This window comes from Polaribacter porphyrae (assembly GCF_002954685.1).
In the GTDB taxonomy this organism is placed as follows: domain Bacteria; phylum Bacteroidota; class Bacteroidia; order Flavobacteriales; family Flavobacteriaceae; genus Polaribacter; species Polaribacter porphyrae.
This window is the reverse complement of sequence record NZ_MSCN01000001.1, coordinates 1,316,811-1,335,070: the sequence shown is the minus strand read 5'-3', so window position 1 is coordinate 1,335,070 and position 18,260 is coordinate 1,316,811. Positions and strand designations below refer to the sequence as shown.

Sequence of the window (18,260 nt, the reverse complement as noted above, 5' to 3'; positions counted from 1 at the left end):
AATGATAAAGTTTGAAGACCCTTGGCAATTTGATATTCAAAAAGAAGTTGATAATATTAAGGTAAATTATTTGCGATTAATGGAGTTGTCTCAAGGAGGTCCAGAAATAGGAAGTATTATGATAAATAATAAAGAAATTGAGAAGTTTAAATTTGGAGGTCCATTAATTTTTCAAGATAAATTTATTTACGTACCAATCTATATAAAAAAGTTATTTTATTCAGGTTTTAAAATTGCTATAATAAATGTTGAAACTTTTAATATTGTTCAGTTAGGGAAAATTAAAGATCTAATTTTTTTAGAGAAAATTGAAAAAAATAAAGTGATATATTATGAGAACAGAAATAAAACCATTAAAAAGTATTATGATTTAAATTAATTTTAGAACAATTTTAAATTATTTTCCATAAAGGGATTCTTTTAAAATAATAAAAGAAATAATAAAATCTAAATGAAATTAATTTACACTATTTACAGATATATATATTACAGAGAATATACATGGTATAAAAAAAAAATTGGCGAGGAAGATTTTCCTCACTTTAGTGCTATTTTTGTCATGTCCTTAACTTTGACTATATGGATTTTTATAGCAATAAGCTTGTTGTATATTATTTGGAGTATACAAATTAATATCATTGAAAATAAAAAAAGTATAGCTATTATTATTTTTTCTTTAATATCAATACTCCATTATTACTTATTTATCAAAAATAATAAGTATTTGATTATAGAGGAAGAGTTTAAAAAAGAAAATAAAAAGCAAAGGTATTTAAGAGGTTGGTTAGTGGTATTATATTCCATAGGTTCTTTTCTTTTGTTTATTATTTTATTGATACTTGGAATATATTTTAAGGGTTAGTGTTTTAGCAGCTATTAATACTAACTGTTTTTGAACTGTTAGAAAGGGAGCATCATTAATAGTAAAAATTAGATTGGTACGATTATGGTGCAAGAAATTATGACATTACTATAGGGGTTAGCATCTTATTGATGCCATAGCAGAAAAAAGTCCAGATTTAATACCATTTAGATACAAGTTTAATAATCCTATAAATGTCATTGACCCAAAGATTGTAATTTTGAAAAAGATGATTTTCATAATGGCATAAAAAATATCTTGAATAGAGAGCTTAATGCATTAAGATGGGACTAATTTAGTAACAATAGAGGTACTTTCTGGTTATTATCTAATCCTAAATAATCGATATAGATTAGTAAAGGATAAAATTGGTAATTAAAACTGAACAATCATATCATTGTTCAGTTTTTTTGATTTATGAGTTTTCATTTGTCTTTAATTTTATTTGGATTATGCTTTACATACCAAGTGTTTTCAATACCTTTAATTACACTAATATTTTAGGACAGGACAAATTTTAAAAATTACAAACAAGAACTATTTTACAATCATTAAATTGTTGGTTTAAGAGGATACTATTTTTTCTAACTTCACAGTTACCTATTAAGAAATCTTTTAAAAATAACATGTATTAAAATGTTGTACCTATGTTGTACCTTAATGAAAAAAAGCAACGTTAAAAACGTTGCTTTTTTTTGTAGCGAGGAGCAGATTTGAACTGCCGACCTCAGGGTTATGAATCCTGCGCTCTAACCAACTGAGCTACCTCGCCATTGGTTTTGAGGGTGCAAATATAATCGATTTTTATAGAAAGGCAAGTTGTGTTTTAAATTTTTTTTAAATAGAATTAATACCTATATTGTCAATCTAACTTACAACTAAATGGACAAAATACAATACGAATTAGAAATCCCTATTCATGCCTCTCCAAATATGCTATATCAGTATATTTCTTCACCATCTAATTTGCAAGAATGGTTTGCTGATAAAGTAAACTCAAGAGGTAAGATTTTTAGTTTCATTTGGGATGATACAGAAGAGAAAGCAGAGCTACTTGCAAAAAAATCTGGAGAAAGAATTCGTTTTAAATGGTTAGAAAGTGAAGATGATGATAGTTTTTTTGAAATTCGTATTCAAGTAGATGCATTAACAAAAGATGTTTCTTTAATAATTACAGATTTTGCAGATGATGAAGACGAGGTAGAAGAAGCCAAACAACTTTGGGAAAATCAAATAGATGAATTAAGGCATACTATTGGTGCTTAACAATACTCTAAAACTCAACAAAACTGTTGAGTTTTTTTATGTAAAATTATTGCAATTTGTTTTAATTTTGCTTTTCTAAAATCGTTAATTAATGGTAAATTTTAATGGAGAGTTGTTGTTCAAAGAAAACTTAAAAATCACTTCAGAAAATAGAGCATTTAAATACGGAGATGCCATTTTTGAAACTATAAAAATTTCTAATAATAAAATTATTTTTTGGGAAGACCATTATTTTAGGTTAATGGCATCCATGAGAATGTTGCGTATGAAAATTCCAATGGAGTTTACATTAGAGTATTTAGAGCAAGAAATTTTACGTATAGTTGCACTTAAAGACGATAGTAATACTTATAGAGTTCGCTTAAATATTTATAGAAAAGATGGTGGTTTATATAAACCAGAAACAAATAAAATTGATTATTTGATAGATGTTAAAGCTATTAATATAATTTCTAAAGAAACTTATAAAATTGATGTATTTAAAGATTTCTACAATTATTCTGGACTTCTATCTACCATTAAAACGAATAATAGGATTTTAAATACGCTAGCCAGTATTTATGCTGATGAAAATGATTTGGATAACTGTGTTTTAATCAATGAGAAAAAGGGAGTAGTTGAGGTAACAAATGGTAATATATTTATTGTTAAAGGAAATACAATTAAAACACCAGCATTAACAGAAGGTTGTGTTAAAGGTATTATTAGGAAAAAAGTGATAGAAATCATTACCAAGAATAATGATTTTACTCTTGAAGAAACAAATATTTCTCCTTTCGAAATTCAAAAAGCTGATGAAGTTTTTATAACAAATGCTATAATTGGTATTCAGCCAGTGACTATGTATAAGAAGAAAATTTTCACTGTTAATATTTCAAAAAAAATAAAGCAGAGTTTACAAGTGCTAGAAGTTACCTCTTAATTCAGGTTAATATTACTTGGTGCATTAGCCCAAATTTTATAGTTACCTCCTTTTTGTAAAATTTTATTTCTCCAAAGCGTTTCATTGTTTTGAGAAAAAATATTCTTTAAATCGTTTTCAGAAATAAACCAAGAACTAGATGCCAACTCTGTCTCTAATTGGTCTTGTCCCCAGCCAGAGTAACCCAAAAAGAAACGAATTTCATTTGCCTTAATAGTTTTACTTTCTAGTAACAACTTTAGAGATTCAAAATTACCACCCCAAAAAATACCACTGTCTACCTCTATACTATCAGGAATTAAATCTGGTACTCTGTGTACAAAATATAAATTATCTTGTTCTACTGGTCCTCCTTGATAGATTGTGAAATCACATTCAATTTCTGGTAATAAATCATTAATTGTGTACTCTAAAGGTCTATTTAAGATAAAACCTACAGAATTGTTATCTGTATGTTCAGTAATTAAAACAATAGCTCTATTAAAAGAGGAGTCATTTAAAATAGAAGGTTCAGCTATTAAAAGTCTACCTTTAAGAGGTTTTAATTTAGGCATAAGTAAATATATGCAAAAAGCAGAAATAAAAAAAACTCTCTTTAAAAAGAGAGTTTTCTTATAATGTACTGTAAAAAATATTAGTTTACAGCGTCACTTAATCCAGCACCAGCTTTAAATTTTGCTACATTTTTAGCAGCAATTTGAATAGTTTTTCCTGTTTGAGGGTTTCTACCAGTTCTTGCAGCTCTATTAGAAACAGAAAATGTTCCAAAACCTACTAAAGCAACTTTACCACCACCTTTTAAAGCTGAAGTTACGTTATTAGTAAAAGATTCTAGTGCTGCTTTTGCAGCTACTTTAGAGATTCCTGCGTCTGCAGCCATTGCGTCGATTAAATCTGACTTGTTCATAATAAATAAATTTTAAATTTTGAATATTAATTTTTGTGCTATTAAAAGCTCAACAAATATAGACGGATTAAGGGCTTACGCAAATTTGCACCCTAAAAAACTGATGTTTTGTTGATAAATAGCAACAAATTGTTAATAAAGCCAGTTGTAAATTGATAAAAACCTGCTAAACCTTATCAACAAAGGGTTAAAGCATTTTTGAATCCTCTGAAAATGAAAATCCATTTAAGAGACTTTTTACATCCATTTTTCTTTTACCAGATAGTTTTATTTCATTAATTTTTATAAAACCATTTTTTACAGCAACTTTCATTTCTTTTTTGGTAGTAATAATTTTACCAATGGTAAAATCGTGATTTTCTTCTATCTTTTCTACATCATAAATTTTAGTGTAAATTTCAGTAGTATTCGTTGCAATATTTGTCCATGCAGTTGGAAAAGGGTTTAGGCCTCTAATTTTATTATAAATATTATCTAAACTAGCACTCCAATCTATTTTAGTATTATCAGCATTTAATTTTGGAGCAGATTTTTTTTCTAATTTTGGTTGTTTTACGGTTTTTACTTTACCATTTGCTATTAAATCTATGGTTTTAGCAACTAAATTTGCACCAAGATGCATTAATTTATCGTGCAAACTACCCACGGTTTCATCTTCTAGAATAATGATATCATCTTGTAAAATAATTTCACCAGTATCAATTTTATCATCAATAAAAAAAGTAGTTACACCAGTTTTGGTTTCTCCATTAATTATAGACCAATGTATAGGAGCAGCACCTCTATATTCCGGTAATAGTGATGCATGTAAATTAAATGTACCCATTATTGGCATTTGCCAAACAATTTTTGGTAACATTCTAAACGCAACTACAATAAATAGATCTGCTTTAAGTTGTTTTAAATCACCAACAAAATCGCTATTTTTTAAATTCTTTGGTTGTAAAATGGTTATATTTTTCTCTGTTGCGTATTTTTTTACAGCAGATTCTCGTAATTTTCTGCCTCTTCCTGCTGGTTTATCTACAGCAGTTACAACACCAACAACGTTATAATTATATACTACTAAATGATCTAAAATAGTAACTGCAAAATCTGGAGTTCCTAAAAATACAATTCGTAAATTTTTCATTTTAATTGGTATTTGTTTTGGTGATTTATAACTATTTTATTTTCTAATAATAGATGTTGCAAAAGTATTAAAATGTGTTTTTTTTTACCTTTTAAATGTTGGTTAATTTCTTGTGATGATAAACTTCTTTTTTCTGCCAAAAGTTGTAAAATATCATTTTCTTTAGCAGTTTTTTTTGTTCTTTTTTCTGATAAACATACATCACAAATACCACATTTTTGAGTAGAATTTTCGTCAAAATAAGTTAAAATCTGGATGCTTCTACAGATCTTATTATTTTGAATATATGCTAAAAATTGATAGAGTTTTTCTTGTTTTTGCTTAATAAAAAGTTGAATATTTTTTGATATTTTATTGATGGTAATATTATCTTCTCTCGGAACTAAAAAGCGAATTTCATTTTCAGTTTTTATTCTGTTATAATCAACAACTCCATCTTCATTAAGCTGGTTTAAAAGATTGTATATTTGTTTTGTAGTGGTGCTGTTTTTCTTTGCTAGCAAATATTCATCTATTTTAACTTTTTGTTTAAATAAACCTGTATAAGTTCTTAATAATGAATTAATAAAATTTTTAATATAGATATTACTTATAGCGTAAGAAATTACGTTTTTGCTAGAAATATTAAAAATTACTGTTGATTTTTGGTTATATGTATTTGTTATTTCTATAATACTATTATTGGCTAAAATTTTAAGAATTATTTCTACCTTTTTTTGAGAAAATTCGTATTTATTACAAAAATCATACAAGCTAAATTGATACGATTCTTCAGAAATTTCTCCGTAAGCAATTCGAAAATATTGATATAATTTTTTGTGTACTTCTTTTACCTCTAAAATTGTTGGGAGTGTTTTTTTGAGTTGACTTTTAAGTAAATAAATGTCGTGTTCATTTTTTAATAAAACAGCAAAAGATTTTTTTTGATTTCTACCAGCTCTTCCAGATTCTTGAATATAATTTTCGAATGAAAAAGGTGCATCAAAATGAATAACAATTCCAACATTTGGTTTGTCAATTCCCATACCAAAAGCATTGGTAGTTACTATAATTTTTTTGCTTTCATTCATCCAATTATCAAAAGCGGTTTTTTTCTCAAAAGGAGATAATCCACCATGATAAAAAGTACTATTAAAATGATTAGAGTTTAAAAAATCAGAAATTTCTTTAGTTTTTTTTCTTGTACTTACATAAACAATCGCTGGCGATTTTGTTTTGGTAAATATTTGTTGAAGTTTTAATAGTTTGTTTTCTGTGGTAAAAATTTGATAGGCTAATTTATCTCTATAAAAACTCTTTTTGAATAAAACAGGTTTGTTGAGTTCTAGATTTTGAGAGATATCATCTAAAACGCGTTCATTTGCAGTTGCTGTAAGAGCAATAAAATTTACTCCTTTTAAGATTTCTTTTAAAACTTTAATATTTCTGTATGCGGGTCTAAAATCATGACCCCATTCAGAGATACAATGAGCTTCATCTATTGCCACAAAAGAGATATTTAGTTCCTTAAGTTTTTGTTGAATAAAAACAGATTGTAATCTTTCTGGAGAAATATATAGAAATTTATAATTACCAAATTTAATATTGTCAAAAAGCGTAATGAGGTCATTTTCTTTAGTGCCAGAAGCTATTGTTGTGGCTTTAATCCCTTTTTTCTGTAAACTAGCTACTTGATCTTGCATCAAAGCTATTAGTGGAGATATTACAAGGCAAATACCTTCTTTTACTAAAGCAGGTACTTGAAAACAAATTGATTTTCCACCACCAGTTGGTAATAGAACAGTAACATCTTTTTTACCTAAAACAGCATCAATAATTTCTTTTTGAGGTGATCTAAATGAAGGATGTTTCCAATAATGTTGTAATATTTCTTCTGGAGATTTCATTAATTATGAGAAATCGTATTTAAAATAAAATTTACTCTGTCTTCTATTTTTCCAAAAGGAACATTTATAATTTTGTAGTTAAGTTTACGATATGTTTTTAGTAAGAAATTATCAATTTCTAATGAATCTTCAAAAGTTTCATAACGTTCATTATCAGTAGTGTAAATAACTTCCCATGGTGAAAAATGAAAGATATAATCGTATTTGTATTCTTCACATTTTTTGATAAAATCTTCTGTATAAGTAGTCTTGAAATATTCTAAATAAGCAACAACATCTGGTATTCCTCTATCAAAAAAAATAACATTTTCTTTACTTTTTAGAGATTCTTTGTATTGTTTTTCTCTACCTTCTAACAGCATTTTACTAAATAGTAAGGGTTCAGTTAAAAATAATTGCTCAATTCCTTTTTTTTGAGCTTCTAAAGTTACCTCTCTAGAAATTTCTTCATAACAATGAAAACCTTGGTTTTGTAATGCATTTAAAACTGTTGTTTTTCCTGTACCTGGACCACCAATTAATACTATTTTCTGTGAGTTTTTTTTCAAAAAAATATTTTATAATTATTATTGCAAAAAAGTTCTTTAATTAAGATTATCACAAAAATAAATCATTCGCTTTATAAAACTAATTTTTAATGTAATTTTGTAGTTTGTTATTTTCAAAAAAGTAGAAAAGAATAGTGCATTTATGAGTGATAAAAGTGATTTTTACAGCAAACTAAAGGTTCAATTAGAAGATACAACTAATTTTCCAGCTGATTATATGTACAAGTTTATTGTGCCTACTAATGGCAATCAAACCAATGAAGTACAGGAAGTTTTTGATAATAAAGGTGCAATTATTACTACAAAAAAATCTAAAACAGGAAAATATATTAGTATTTCTATTGTTTTAAAGCTAAAAAGTGCTGAAGAAGTAATTGGTTATTATAAAAAAGTAGAAACTATAAAAGGGATTATATCATTATAAATTTATGAAGAAGTTAGTTTTATTATTAGTATTGGGTATTACAGCTAGTATTTATTCGCAAAAAAAAGATAAAGTTTTAGTCACTATTGATGGTGATAAAACGTTTATATCAGAATTTAAAAGAGTGTATGAAAAAAATTTAGATGCTATTGATAATGAAGAAGCTAAAGATGTTGAAAAAAACCTCGAACTTTTTATTAACTACAAACTAAAAGTTAAAGAAGCTTATGCAATTAAGTTAGATACTTTAACATCTTACAGAAAAGAAATTGAAACCTACAGGAATCAACTTTCTGCTCCTTATTTACAAGATAGTGCTTATGTAAGTAAAATGGTTAAGGATGCTTATTATAGAACTAAAAACGAAATAAAAGCGAAACATATTTTAATTAGAACACCAAAAGTACCTACACCTAAAGACACTTTAGAAGCTTTTAATAAAATTACAAAAATTAGAAATAGAATTGTTAACGGAGAAGATTTTGCAAAAGTTGCAGAAGAAGTTTCTGAAGATCCATCAGCAAGAGACAATCCAAAGAATGGACGAAAAGGAAACAAGGGAAATCTAGGCTATTTTTCTGCTTTTAAAATGCTTTTCTCTTTTGAAGATGTTGCTTACAATACAAAAATTGGTGATGTTTCTAAACCTTTTAGAACCTCTTATGGATATCATATTTTACAGGTAGATGCTATTAGACCTTCTAGAGGAGAGGTAGAGGTTGCCCATGTTCTAATTACTGATAAAACAAAAAAAGGAGAAAAACTAATAAATGAAATATACAGTAGATTAGAAAAAAATGAACAATTTAAGGCGTTAGCAAGAAAATATTCTGATGATACAGGTTCAAAATCTAAAGGCGGTAAATTAAGAAAGTTCGGCACAGGAGCTATGATTAAAGAGTTCGAAGAAGCTTCTTTTGGTCTAGAAAAAGAAGGGAGTTATACAAAGCCCTTTAAAACAAGATATGGTTGGCATATTGTTCAACTTATAAAGAAGCATCCTGTAGCTCCTTTTAAAGAAATGGAAAGAGAACTTCGTAATAAAGTAAAATCTGGTACAAGAGCTCAATTATCAAAAAAAGCTGTTATTAATAAACTAAAGGGGAGATATTCTATAAAAGAGAATAACAAATCAAAAAGTATATTTGATAATAAAAACATAAGAACCATAACAAAAGATTCTTTACAAGATATTATTTTGATAATAAATGAAGAGAATTTTACTCAAAATGATTTTGTTTCTTACATAAAGAATAGAAAAAATAAACCTGTTTACGAGTTGTTCAAAGAATTTAAAGAAGCTGAAATCTTAAACTATTACAAAGAAAATCTTGAAAAAGTTGAGCCAGATTTTGCAAATACCCTTCAAGAATATAGAGATGGTTTATTGCTTTTTGAGTTGATGCAACAAAAAATTTGGGAAAAATCATCTAAAGATACGCTAGGTTTAAAAAGTTATTTCAATGCCAATTTAGAAAACTACAAAACCAAAGAATTAAAAAAAATAAAAGGTCAGGTAATGAATGATTATCAGAATCATTTAGAAAAAAACTGGATTGCAGATTTAAGAAATAAAAGTGCTATTGAAATTGATAAAAGACAACTAAAAAAGTTAATTAAATTTTACAAGAAAGAGTAAATGAAAAACGTTGCAATTTTTTCTATTTTCATTTTCCTCTTATTTTCATGTGATTATATTACTGTACAAGAAAAAGAGAAAAAAACATCAGAAATTATTGCTATAGTAAATACTCAAAAGTTATTTAAAGAAGACATTGCTAAAATTTTACCCAATAATATTAGTAGAGAAGACAGTATTGTTTTAGTTAGAAGTTATATAAATGATTGGGCAATAAAACAACTGCTATTAAAAAAGGCAGAGAAAAATAGCTCTCTAGAAAATTTAAATGAAATAGAAGCTCTTGTAAGAGATTATAAAGAAAGTTTACTGATAAATAATTATAAAGAAACCCTAATAAAACAACAATTAGATACTATAATTACTCAAGAAGAAATTGAAAAATATTATTCAGAAAACAAAAATAACTTTAGGTTGAATGAAGAACTTTTAAAGATAAAATTTTTGCATTTCGATAATAATATTATCAATAAAAAAGAGCTTACAGATTTGTTTACTTCTGATGATATAGAAGATTTAGAAGAATTAGAAAAACAACAATTAAGCTTTAAATTTTATCAGTTTAATGACTCGATTTGGTCTAGATTAGATAAGGTTATGTTAAAACTCCCTTTTTCTAAAGATATTTTGTTAAAAAAAACAAAATTACTAAAAAAAGAAGACTCATTAGGTTTATATTTGGTCGCAATAAATGATGTTTTGGTTAGAAACGATATTGCTCCAAAAAGCTACATACAACCAACAATAAAACAAATGATTTTACACAAACGTAAAATTGAATTAATAAGAGAGATAGAAAAAATATTGATAAGAGATGCTACAAAAAATAACAATTTCAAGATTTATTAAGCACATTATTCCTGTTTTCTTTTTATGTGCAATTTCATTTACAGGTTTTGCTCAAAAAGTAAAAATTGATGGAGTAGCAGTTGTGATAGGTAAAAATATTGTTTTAGATTCTGATATAGATAAATTTAAGCAAGAGATTACAATAAGATCAGAAGGTAAAATTAAAATTACCGATTGCGAAATGTTAGAAGAATTGATGCAGCAAAAACTACTAGCACATCATGCAATAATAGATAGTGTTACAGTTTCTAGTGAAGAAATATCAAGCAGAGTAGATAGAAGTATCCAATTTTTTACGCAAGAATATGGTTCTTTAGATAAAGTAATTAAAGCTTATGGTTTTAATGATTTAGATGATTTAAAGAAAGAACTGAATAGAGTACAAGAAGAGAACCTGCTAATAGAAAAAGAACAAGCAAAAATTACAGAAAAGGTAGATGTTACTCCAGAAGAGGTTCGTATATATTATAATGGTTTAAAAGATAAAAAAGAGTTGCCAGAATTTCCTGCAGAAATAGAAATGGCTCAAATAGTTATCAAAGCAAAACCAACAAATGAAGAAGTAGAAAGAGTAATAAATAAACTTACAGAATTAAAAAAGCAAATAGAAGAAGGCTCTAGCTTTAAAATGAAAGCGATTATTAATTCTGATGATCCAACAGTAACTCAAAATGGAGGTAATTTAGGAGCAATTACCAAAGAAACTGGTTTCGTAAAAGAGTTTAAAGAAATGGCATTTTCTATGGATATAGGTCAAGTATCTAAACCATTCAAAACAATTTTTGGATATCATATAGTATTATTACATGAAATTAAAGGTAATGCAAGGGTAGTTTCTCATATCTTAATGCAACCAGAAATACCAGATGCAGAACTTTTAGAAACAAAAGCAAAAGCTAAAAAGGTTATTACTGATATTAAAGAAGGCAAAATAACTTTTGCAGAAGCTGTACAAAAATATTCTGATGATAAAGAAACTAAAAATAGTGGAGGATTAATTGTAAATCCATATTCAGGAGAATCTAAATTTGATTTAACAAGAATGGATCCTGCACTGTATGCTAGAGTTGCAGAACTTAAAAAAGGTGACATTACTGATGTATTTTTTGATCAAAATAGAAGTGGCGAAAGAATGTATAAGTTCATTTTAATGAAAGATAGAACAGACAGGCATACAGCAGATTTAGTTGATGATTATGTAAAAATTCAAGATTTAGCATTAAGAAAAAAGAAAGAAGAAACCATTACCAAATGGGCAAAAGAAAAAATAAAAGATACTTACATAAAAATGTCTGATAATCATAGAAAATGTACTTTTAATAAAAATTGGAAAAAAGAAACCCCAAAAACTAAATAATGTCAGACGTTAAAGCTGTTGATGAATTGGTAAAAAAATACAATTCATTAAAATCTGAAATTGGTAAAATAATTATTGGGCAACAAGAAGCAGTAAATTTTACATTACTATCTATTTTTTGTGGAGGTCATTCTTTATTGATTGGTGTACCAGGTCTAGCTAAAACATTACTAGTAAATACAGTTTCAGAATCTTTAGGGTTAGATTTTAAAAGAATTCAATTTACACCAGATTTAATGCCTTCAGATATTTTAGGAAGCGAAATTTTAGATGAAAACAGACAGTTTAAGTTTATAAAAGGACCTATTTTTTCTAACATTATTTTAGCTGATGAGATTAATAGAACTCCACCAAAAACCCAAGCAGCTTTATTAGAAGCTATGCAAGAGCGTTCTGTAACAGTTTCTGGAAATCATTATAAGTTAGATTTACCATTTTTTGTATTAGCAACACAAAACCCTATAGAGCAAGAAGGTACTTATCCTTTACCAGAAGCACAGTTAGATAGGTTTATGTTCTCTATCAATTTAGAATACCCAAGTTTTAGAGAAGAAGTACAAGTTGTAAAGAATACAACAAATATTGCTACACAAAAAGTAAATACAGTTTATACAAGTAAAGAAATTATAGAGGTTCAAAAGTTAATACGTAAAATTCCTGTTACAGACAATGTAATAGAATATGCAGTAAAATTAGTATGTAAAACTAGACCAAAATCTAACGAAGCCACAGAAATGGTAAAAAGCTTTTTAGATTGGGGAGCTGGGCCAAGAGCTTCTCAAAACTTAATTTTAGGAGCAAAGGCACATGCAGCTGTTCAAGGAAAATACTCTCCAGATATAGAAGATGTAAAAGCTGTTGCGATACCAATTTTATCACACAGAATTGTAAAAAATTACAAAGCAGAAGCAGAAGGTGTTACAATTGCTGATATTATAAACTCGTTACTCTAACTCTTCTTTACATTTAAAAAAACTAAACACATTACCTCCATAACGTTTATCATAACTATGATTTTTGTGTGAAGTTAAATCTGTGTATTTAGAATGTTCTATAATAAGCAAACCATCATCATTTAAAAGATTTCTTTCAAAAATAATATTGGCAATTTTTAAAAACTCTTCAGCTTCAAAATTATAAGGAGGATCAGCAAAAATAATATCAGCCTTTAAAGAAGATTTTTCTATAAATTTATACACATCACTTTTAAAAGTATTGATAGGTATTTCTAGTTCTTTTGCTGTTTTATTGATGTATCTAATACAATTATAATTAGCATCAATGGCAGAGATACTTTGTGTACCTCTAGAAGCAAACTCATAGCTAATATTACCAGTACCTGCGAATAAGTCAATTACAGAAATTGCATCAAAATAATAGTGATTATTCAAAATATTGAATAAAGACTCTTTTGCCATATCTGTTGTTGGGCGTACAGGAAGGTTTTTAGGTGCTTTTAAGCGTCTTCCTTTTAATTTACCAGAAATTATCCTCATTAATCCAAAAGTATATAGTTGGTGTGTTTAGAAAGGTTTAAAACTTTAAAAATAGGATTATTACTTTCTAAAAAGAAAATATTTTTAATATATGTATAACTAATTTTGTATAACTCTGAATTTTCTTCAATATCTCCTGTAAAATAGAGTTGAAACATTTCTGTATTCATTTCTAATTGTTCTGCTACAAAAAGTATATAATATAAAAAATCTTCATTAGTATCATAGGTAAAAGAATTAGAAAATAAAAGCAATTTATTGTGAGTAACAATAATATCAAAAGTAGATTTAGAAACATCTACATACATTTTCTTTTCTAATGATAAGGGCAGTTGTAAAAGTTTTTCTATTAGTACACTCTTATGATGCTTAAATTCAAACTCTCCAAAATTTTGAAAAATATAATTATTGATATTTACATAAGGAATATAAACGTTTTTGGCATCTATGGCTTGTACATCATCAAAAGCAAATAAATCTGTTTTTAGAGTTTTGATGTTGTAATTCAAATAATTAGCCATTAAATCTTCTCTAAAATACTTATTAGGTACAAGAGTAGATAAGTTATTTTGATGAATAACAAGAATGGAAGAAAAATCTAACTGTAAGTTTTTATTCTCTTTAAAAATTTCTTGAATTTTTATAAGTAATTCTTCTGGTGTATTTAAGGTTTTATCAAAAATATAGGAAGCAAAAAATACGGTTTTATTAGCACTACTATCAGAAATACAAAAAGAAAATCCATCCAAACTAAATTGGATGGATAACTTTATATTTTTTGTATTCTTAAGAGAAATTTTACTACTCCTTTTTTGCACCTTTTTCTTTTCTATCATAAGAAGGAGGCCAGTTACCACCAGTAGAAACTTCTTCTAAAGAACCTACAGAAACATATTCTCCTTTAATTTGATTAGTTTCTACAGCCTCTAGTTCTTGTTTAATTAAAGAGACATTCATGCCATCTAAAATGCCTTTTTTTGGTGTTCTTGCTCTAAAAGTTGGTACAACTAAACCTTGTACTTTTTCAACTTCTCCAATTTCAAGTTCAAACTCTGCACCTTCTACACCAGGTACTTTAAACATATTTTTATAATCTCTATCTTTAAAATACTTTAAAACAGGTTCGTACCCAATTGTATCAGTAACTCTTTTTTCAACATCAACAATAATACCACCACCTTTATTTTCTTGTTCAACAATTGTTTTAGTTTCTGTTAATGCAATAGAATCATTAGTCACAAAATTTATTAAGCCAGCTTTATCTTTAGTATATTTACCTGTAACTTCAAAATACTTAACTTGAGCATCTCTAATAATTTTAAGGCTTTCTACAACACCCACATATTTCTTAACTTTTTCTTTTTCAAATTTAATTGGCTCCATAATACCGTCATAAATCTTCACACCTAAAAATATAGCTACAAGCAACAATAAAACAGAAGGAAGCCATCTTAATTTTAAAGGTAAATATTTTACAATAAGAAAAGCGATAAGAACTGCAACTATTACAGCACCTAAAATCATTAATAATAAATTCATTTTAAAATTTTTATTTTTAATAGTATTATCGCAAATCTACAATTTTTTTTTAATGATAAAAACTTTTCTTTGTAAAGAAATGTATCTTTGATGCTTTCTAGATTTATGATTAACCTACCCAAAGATTTTTATAAAGAACTTCTGCAAAAATTTTCGTTTGTACCTACAAATAAACAAGATAGGTTATTAAAACTCTTAAGTCTTTTTATTTTTGATGATGATAAAGAAGCCTTATTTTTATTAAAAGGTTATGCAGGTACAGGTAAAACCACTACAATAAGTGCTTTTGTAAATACATTGTGGAAAGCTGGAAAAAAAGCAGTTCTTTTAGCTCCAACTGGTAGAGCAGCAAAAGTAATTGGATTATATTCAAAAAGACCAGCTTTTACGATTCATAAAAAAATTTACTTTCCAAAAAAGCAAGCCAATGGCTCTATGGAGTTTGTATTACAAATTAATAAACACACCAATACAATTTTTATTATTGATGAAGCTTCTATGATACCAGACAGTAAACAAAATAAACAGTTGTTTGATAACAAGTCTTTATTAGATGATTTAATTTCGTATGTATATTCAGGTAAAAATTGCAAGCTTGTTTTTGTTGGTGATACAGCTCAATTACCACCAGTAAAACTAAATATGAGTCCTGCTTTAGAAGCAGAAGCTTTACAATATGATTTTGACAAAAAAATTACTCAAATCGAATTAAACGAAGTAATGCGTCAGCATAAAAATTCTGGTATTTTAGCTAATGCTACTCAATTAAGAATATTAATTGAAAATGAAAACACAAATTTTCATTTTCAATTAAATTATCCAGATATACAAAGATTACAAGATGGTTATGATATAGAAGATGCACTTGTAACTGCTTATGATAAGAGTGGAGTAGAGGATACTGCTTTTATAGTAAGATCTAACAAAAGAGCGAATCAATACAATCAACAAATTCGATTTAACATACGTGGACAAGAAAGTGAAATCTCTGCTGGAGATTATATTATGATAGTAAAGAATAATTATTACTGGTTAAATGAATCTTCTACAGCAGGTTTTATTGCAAATGGAGATATATGCAGGGTGTTAAAAATATTTTCTATTAAAGAATTATATGGTTTTCGTTTTGCTGAAGTAGAAATAAAAATGATTGATTATCCACAAATGCAACCTTTTGAAACCGTACTTTTGTTAGATACACTTACTAGTGAAAGTCCTTCTTTAACTTATGAAGAAAATAACAAATTGTACGAAGCAGTAAAAGAAGATTATATAGATGAAAAATCAAAATACAAACAGCTTTTAGCTATAAAAAAGAATAAATATTTTAATGCTTTGCAAGTTAAATTTTCTTATGCAATAACATGTCATAAATCTCAAGGAGGCCAATGGAATACGGTTTTTATAGAACAACCTTATCTACCAGAAGGCGTTTCTAAAGAATACTTTAGGTGGTTATATACAGCAATAACAAGAGCTAAAGAAAAATTGTATTTAATAGGTTTTAAAGATGATTTTTTTAGTGATTAGCGCAGTAAATAACTAAAAATAATGGTTCCAAATTTATTGCCATATGTATAACGTAAATCTTTGCTTTTGCTAGTATTGTAATTAAAGGTGTAACCAAAGTTCCATCTGTTAGCAGTAAATTTAATCCCAATTTCAAGATTAAAAACCAAAGGAATCAATTCTTTTGTAACAATACTAGATGTATTTAGAAAACTACCTTGTAATGTAGCATCGTATATAGCATATCTTAATGTTGGTTTTATAAAAAAGAAAGATTCAATTGCTCTGCCATAATTGGTAGAATCATCATTTAAATTGGTGTTGAAAGCAATAGAATTTGCCATTTTAGCAAGAGGTAACAACCCAACTCTTGAATAAAACCCTGAACTTATATTTGTGTAAACTGTACCTGCCCTTAAAGAAGAAATCCAAGAAATATCAAAATCGTTCGTTTTATTGGTACTTAAAAGATGTATATATTCAGCGTTAAAGTTAAAAGCGAAAGCATTATTTATTTGATATTTCCAACCAGGAGTTTCTTTAAAACCATAAATACTATGAATAACTTCTTGTAATTCTTGTCCAAAAGCATCTGGTCCAATTAACCCAAGTTGTATAGATGTATTTAAGATTTTATCATTTTTATATACTCTTCTAACATTAAACTTTCCAAATAAATGACCAGCAAAAGGTCTATCGTGTTCTGAAATTGTTGCAACTGTGGCTTTGTTAGGTGTAAACATCTCATGACCTAACTCCCATTCAAAAATTCTTTTTTCTAATTTTTCATTTTTTACTTTAGAAAGATATCTGTATCTAAAAAACATACCATTTGTGTAATATCTATCTCTTTCAGTAGAAACATACAAGTCATTATCATTTATAAAACTAATTTCTTTTGAGAACTTTTCTTGAGAAAGAGCAGAAAAGGTTATAAAAAAAAAGAGTACAGTTAATTTTAATTTCATGTAAAAAAATAATTCACAAATTTAAAAAGATGTTTCCTTTAAAAAATTATAAAAAAGGTTTATTTTTATAAAAAACTATTAAAGTTTTACCATTTATGAATGATAAAGAATATTTAACTGCTGAAGATTTTGAAAGACTTACCAATAATGATGAACTGTTAGCTTTATTAGAGCAAAAAAATAAATCTTATAAAAAAGTAAAAAACACACTTATTTATGATAATGAATTAAGGTTACTTCAAATAGAATTAGTAAAACTACAAAGATATATTTCTAGAGAAAAGAAAAGAGTAGCAATAGTTTTTGAAGGTAGAGATGCAGCTGGTAAAGGTGGCAATATTAGACGTTTTATGGAACACCTAAATCCTCGTTCAACAAGATTAGTGGCTTTAAATAAACCTACTGAAGTAGAAAAAGGACAATGGTACTTTCAAAGATATATTAAAGAATTACCTAATCCAGGGGAAATAGTTTTCTTTGATAGGAGTTGGTATAATAGAGCAGTTGTAGAACCAGTTATGGGCTTTTGTACAGAAAAACAATACAAAGAATTTTTAGTTCAGGTGCCAGAATTTGAGCACATGATGTACGAAGATGGCGTGATTATTATTAAATTTTGGTTGTCAATTACTAAAGAAGAGCAAGCAAAACGTTTTGAAGCACGAAAGGAAAACCCATTAAAGAGATGGAAATTTAGCCCTGTAGATAGACAAGGACAAATTTTATGGAAAAAATATACACACTATAAATCTGAAATGTTTTCTAAAACTCATACTACTTATAGCCCTTGGATGATTATTAAAACTAATGATAAAAAAGTGGCAAGGTTAGAAGCAATGAGGCATGTTTTATCACAATTTAATTATGATGGTAAATCTGAAGCAGGTACAATTGTTAATCCAGATCCTAATGTAGTTATGCGTTATTATAGATCTAATCAAAATCAAATAGATTAA

Annotated in this window: 20 protein-coding genes and 1 tRNA gene; 11 read left to right on the top strand and 10 right to left on the bottom strand. The window is 27.1% G+C overall.

The window, feature by feature from the left end; genetic code table 11:
- Position 1: 1 nt before the first annotated feature.
- Positions 2–379, top strand: a complete 378-nt coding sequence (locus BTO18_RS05960; protein WP_105015353.1) for a hypothetical protein — start codon at positions 2–4, stop codon at positions 377–379.
- A 72-nt stretch (positions 380–451) separates the two neighbouring features.
- Positions 452–862 carry a hypothetical protein gene (locus tag BTO18_RS05955; protein WP_105015352.1) on the top strand — a complete coding sequence of 137 codons (411 nt, stop codon included), beginning with the start codon at positions 452–454 and terminating at the stop codon, positions 860–862.
- Positions 863–1,560: 698 nt separating this feature from the next.
- Here the strand turns inward: BTO18_RS05955 and BTO18_RS05950 are convergent.
- Positions 1,561–1,634: transfer RNA gene (locus BTO18_RS05950), tRNA-Met, on the bottom strand.
- A gap of 110 nt (positions 1,635–1,744) precedes the next feature.
- Between BTO18_RS05950 and BTO18_RS05945 the strand changes: the two genes are divergently transcribed.
- Complete coding sequence (locus BTO18_RS05945; RefSeq protein ID WP_105015351.1) at positions 1,745–2,128, top strand: START-like domain-containing protein; 384 nt, start codon at positions 1,745–1,747, stop codon at positions 2,126–2,128.
- Between the two features lie 91 nt (positions 2,129–2,219).
- Positions 2,220–3,050 carry an aminotransferase class IV gene (locus BTO18_RS05940; RefSeq protein ID WP_105015350.1) on the top strand — a complete coding sequence of 277 codons (831 nt, stop codon included), beginning with the start codon at positions 2,220–2,222 and terminating at the stop codon, positions 3,048–3,050.
- On the opposite strand, the gene BTO18_RS05935 is transcribed toward BTO18_RS05940, so the two are convergent.
- The 5 genes from BTO18_RS05935 to BTO18_RS05915 form a co-directional block, all read right to left on the bottom strand.
- Positions 3,047–3,604, bottom strand: a complete 558-nt coding sequence (locus BTO18_RS05935; protein WP_105015349.1) for a YqgE/AlgH family protein — start codon at positions 3,602–3,604, stop codon at positions 3,047–3,049. The genes BTO18_RS05940 and BTO18_RS05935 overlap by 4 nt on opposite strands.
- Before the next feature lie 80 nt (positions 3,605–3,684).
- Positions 3,685–3,957 carry an HU family DNA-binding protein gene (locus BTO18_RS05930; protein WP_105015348.1) on the bottom strand — a complete coding sequence of 91 codons (273 nt, stop codon included), beginning with the start codon at positions 3,955–3,957 and terminating at the stop codon, positions 3,685–3,687.
- Positions 3,958–4,144: 187 nt separating this feature from the next.
- Positions 4,145–5,089 (bottom strand): methionyl-tRNA formyltransferase, encoded by a 945-nt coding sequence (gene fmt, locus BTO18_RS05925; RefSeq protein ID WP_105015347.1) that lies wholly within the window; start codon positions 5,087–5,089, stop codon positions 4,145–4,147.
- Complete coding sequence (locus BTO18_RS05920) at positions 5,086–6,975, bottom strand: RecQ family ATP-dependent DNA helicase (protein WP_105015346.1); 1,890 nt, start codon at positions 6,973–6,975, stop codon at positions 5,086–5,088. Before BTO18_RS05920 ends, fmt begins: the two co-directional genes overlap by 4 nt.
- Positions 6,975–7,523: an AAA family ATPase gene (locus BTO18_RS05915; protein WP_105015345.1), complete on the bottom strand. Its 549-nt coding sequence runs from the start codon at positions 7,521–7,523 to the stop codon at positions 6,975–6,977. Before BTO18_RS05915 ends, BTO18_RS05920 begins: the two co-directional genes overlap by 1 nt.
- Positions 7,524–7,665: 142 nt before the next feature.
- Between BTO18_RS05915 and BTO18_RS05910 the strand changes: the two genes are divergently transcribed.
- The 5 genes from BTO18_RS05910 to BTO18_RS05890 are packed head-to-tail and all read left to right on the top strand — an operon-like array spanning position 7,666 to position 12,745.
- Positions 7,666–7,947, top strand: coding sequence for a DUF493 family protein (locus BTO18_RS05910; RefSeq protein WP_105015344.1), 282 nt, complete (start codon positions 7,666–7,668; stop codon positions 7,945–7,947).
- A 4-nt stretch (positions 7,948–7,951) separates the two neighbouring features.
- Positions 7,952–9,586 (top strand): peptidylprolyl isomerase, encoded by a 1,635-nt coding sequence (locus BTO18_RS05905; RefSeq protein ID WP_105015343.1) that lies wholly within the window; start codon positions 7,952–7,954, stop codon positions 9,584–9,586.
- Positions 9,587–10,435: a hypothetical protein gene (locus BTO18_RS05900; RefSeq protein WP_105015342.1), complete on the top strand. Its 849-nt coding sequence runs from the start codon at positions 9,587–9,589 to the stop codon at positions 10,433–10,435.
- On the top strand, positions 10,401–11,792 hold the full coding sequence (locus BTO18_RS05895) for a peptidylprolyl isomerase (RefSeq protein ID WP_105015341.1): 1,392 nt from the start codon (positions 10,401–10,403) through the stop codon (positions 11,790–11,792). Before BTO18_RS05900 ends, BTO18_RS05895 begins: the two co-directional genes overlap by 35 nt.
- The gene (locus BTO18_RS05890; protein WP_105015340.1) at positions 11,792–12,745 is read left to right on the top strand and encodes an AAA family ATPase; all 954 of its coding nucleotides are present in this window, start codon (positions 11,792–11,794) and stop codon (positions 12,743–12,745) included. Before BTO18_RS05895 ends, BTO18_RS05890 begins: the two co-directional genes overlap by 1 nt.
- Here BTO18_RS05890 and BTO18_RS05885 read toward each other — a convergent pair.
- From BTO18_RS05885 to BTO18_RS05875, 3 genes are read right to left on the bottom strand one after another with little or no spacing between them, the layout of a single operon-like run.
- Positions 12,737–13,288 (bottom strand): RsmD family RNA methyltransferase, encoded by a 552-nt coding sequence (locus BTO18_RS05885; RefSeq protein WP_105015339.1) that lies wholly within the window; start codon positions 13,286–13,288, stop codon positions 12,737–12,739. The two genes, BTO18_RS05890 and BTO18_RS05885, sit on opposite strands and share 9 nt — an antisense overlap.
- Positions 13,288–14,124 carry a DUF3822 family protein gene (locus BTO18_RS05880; protein WP_211295578.1) on the bottom strand — a complete coding sequence of 279 codons (837 nt, stop codon included), beginning with the start codon at positions 14,122–14,124 and terminating at the stop codon, positions 13,288–13,290. Before BTO18_RS05880 ends, BTO18_RS05885 begins: the two co-directional genes overlap by 1 nt.
- Complete coding sequence (locus tag BTO18_RS05875) at positions 14,090–14,827, bottom strand: hypothetical protein (protein WP_105015338.1); 738 nt, start codon at positions 14,825–14,827, stop codon at positions 14,090–14,092. Before BTO18_RS05875 ends, BTO18_RS05880 begins: the two co-directional genes overlap by 35 nt.
- 105 nt (positions 14,828–14,932) lie before the next feature.
- Here BTO18_RS05875 and BTO18_RS05870 point away from each other — a divergent pair, with 105 nt between their 5' ends.
- Positions 14,933–16,357, top strand: a complete 1,425-nt coding sequence (locus BTO18_RS05870) for an ATP-dependent DNA helicase (protein WP_105015337.1) — start codon at positions 14,933–14,935, stop codon at positions 16,355–16,357.
- Here BTO18_RS05870 and BTO18_RS05865 read toward each other — a convergent pair.
- Positions 16,354–17,304, bottom strand: a complete 951-nt coding sequence (locus BTO18_RS05865) for a lipid A deacylase LpxR family protein (protein ID WP_105015336.1) — start codon at positions 17,302–17,304, stop codon at positions 16,354–16,356. The two genes, BTO18_RS05870 and BTO18_RS05865, sit on opposite strands and share 4 nt — an antisense overlap.
- Positions 17,305–17,399: 95 nt before the next feature.
- Between BTO18_RS05865 and ppk2 the strand changes: the two genes are divergently transcribed.
- Positions 17,400–18,260, top strand: a complete 861-nt coding sequence (gene ppk2 / locus BTO18_RS05860) for a polyphosphate kinase 2 (RefSeq protein ID WP_105015335.1) — start codon at positions 17,400–17,402, stop codon at positions 18,258–18,260.

Bases quoted from the DNA above. Each gene is read 5' to 3' on its own strand.
- BTO18_RS05890 (WP_105015340.1), top strand. From the start codon at position 11,792: ATGTCAGACGTTAAAGCTGTTGATGAATTGGTAAAAAAATACAATTCA.
- BTO18_RS05885 (WP_105015339.1), bottom strand. From the start codon at position 13,288: ATGAGGATAATTTCTGGTAAATTAAAAGGAAGACGCTTAAAAGCACCT.
- BTO18_RS05880 (WP_211295578.1), bottom strand. From the start codon at position 14,124: ATGATAGAAAAGAAAAAGGTGCAAAAAAGGAGTAGTAAAATTTCTCTT.
- BTO18_RS05895 (WP_105015341.1), top strand. From the start codon at position 10,401: ATGCTACAAAAAATAACAATTTCAAGATTTATTAAGCACATTATTCCT.
- BTO18_RS05900 (WP_105015342.1), top strand. From the start codon at position 9,587: ATGAAAAACGTTGCAATTTTTTCTATTTTCATTTTCCTCTTATTTTCA.
- BTO18_RS05870 (WP_105015337.1), top strand. From the start codon at position 14,933: ATGATTAACCTACCCAAAGATTTTTATAAAGAACTTCTGCAAAAATTT.
- ppk2 (WP_105015335.1), top strand. From the start codon at position 17,400: ATGAATGATAAAGAATATTTAACTGCTGAAGATTTTGAAAGACTTACC.
- BTO18_RS05875 (WP_105015338.1), bottom strand. From the start codon at position 14,827: ATGAATTTATTATTAATGATTTTAGGTGCTGTAATAGTTGCAGTTCTT.
- BTO18_RS05910 (WP_105015344.1), top strand. From the start codon at position 7,666: ATGAGTGATAAAAGTGATTTTTACAGCAAACTAAAGGTTCAATTAGAA.
- BTO18_RS05940 (WP_105015350.1), top strand. From the start codon at position 2,220: ATGGTAAATTTTAATGGAGAGTTGTTGTTCAAAGAAAACTTAAAAATC.
- BTO18_RS05920 (WP_105015346.1), bottom strand. From the start codon at position 6,975: ATGAAATCTCCAGAAGAAATATTACAACATTATTGGAAACATCCTTCA.
- BTO18_RS05945 (WP_105015351.1), top strand. From the start codon at position 1,745: ATGGACAAAATACAATACGAATTAGAAATCCCTATTCATGCCTCTCCA.
- BTO18_RS05935 (WP_105015349.1), bottom strand. From the start codon at position 3,604: ATGCCTAAATTAAAACCTCTTAAAGGTAGACTTTTAATAGCTGAACCT.
- BTO18_RS05955 (WP_105015352.1), top strand. From the start codon at position 452: ATGAAATTAATTTACACTATTTACAGATATATATATTACAGAGAATAT.
- BTO18_RS05865 (WP_105015336.1), bottom strand. From the start codon at position 17,304: ATGAAATTAAAATTAACTGTACTCTTTTTTTTTATAACCTTTTCTGCT.
- BTO18_RS05930 (WP_105015348.1), bottom strand. From the start codon at position 3,957: ATGAACAAGTCAGATTTAATCGACGCAATGGCTGCAGACGCAGGAATC.
- BTO18_RS05960 (WP_105015353.1), top strand. From the start codon at position 2: ATGATAAAGTTTGAAGACCCTTGGCAATTTGATATTCAAAAAGAAGTT.
- fmt (WP_105015347.1), bottom strand. From the start codon at position 5,089: ATGAAAAATTTACGAATTGTATTTTTAGGAACTCCAGATTTTGCAGTT.
- BTO18_RS05905 (WP_105015343.1), top strand. From the start codon at position 7,952: ATGAAGAAGTTAGTTTTATTATTAGTATTGGGTATTACAGCTAGTATT.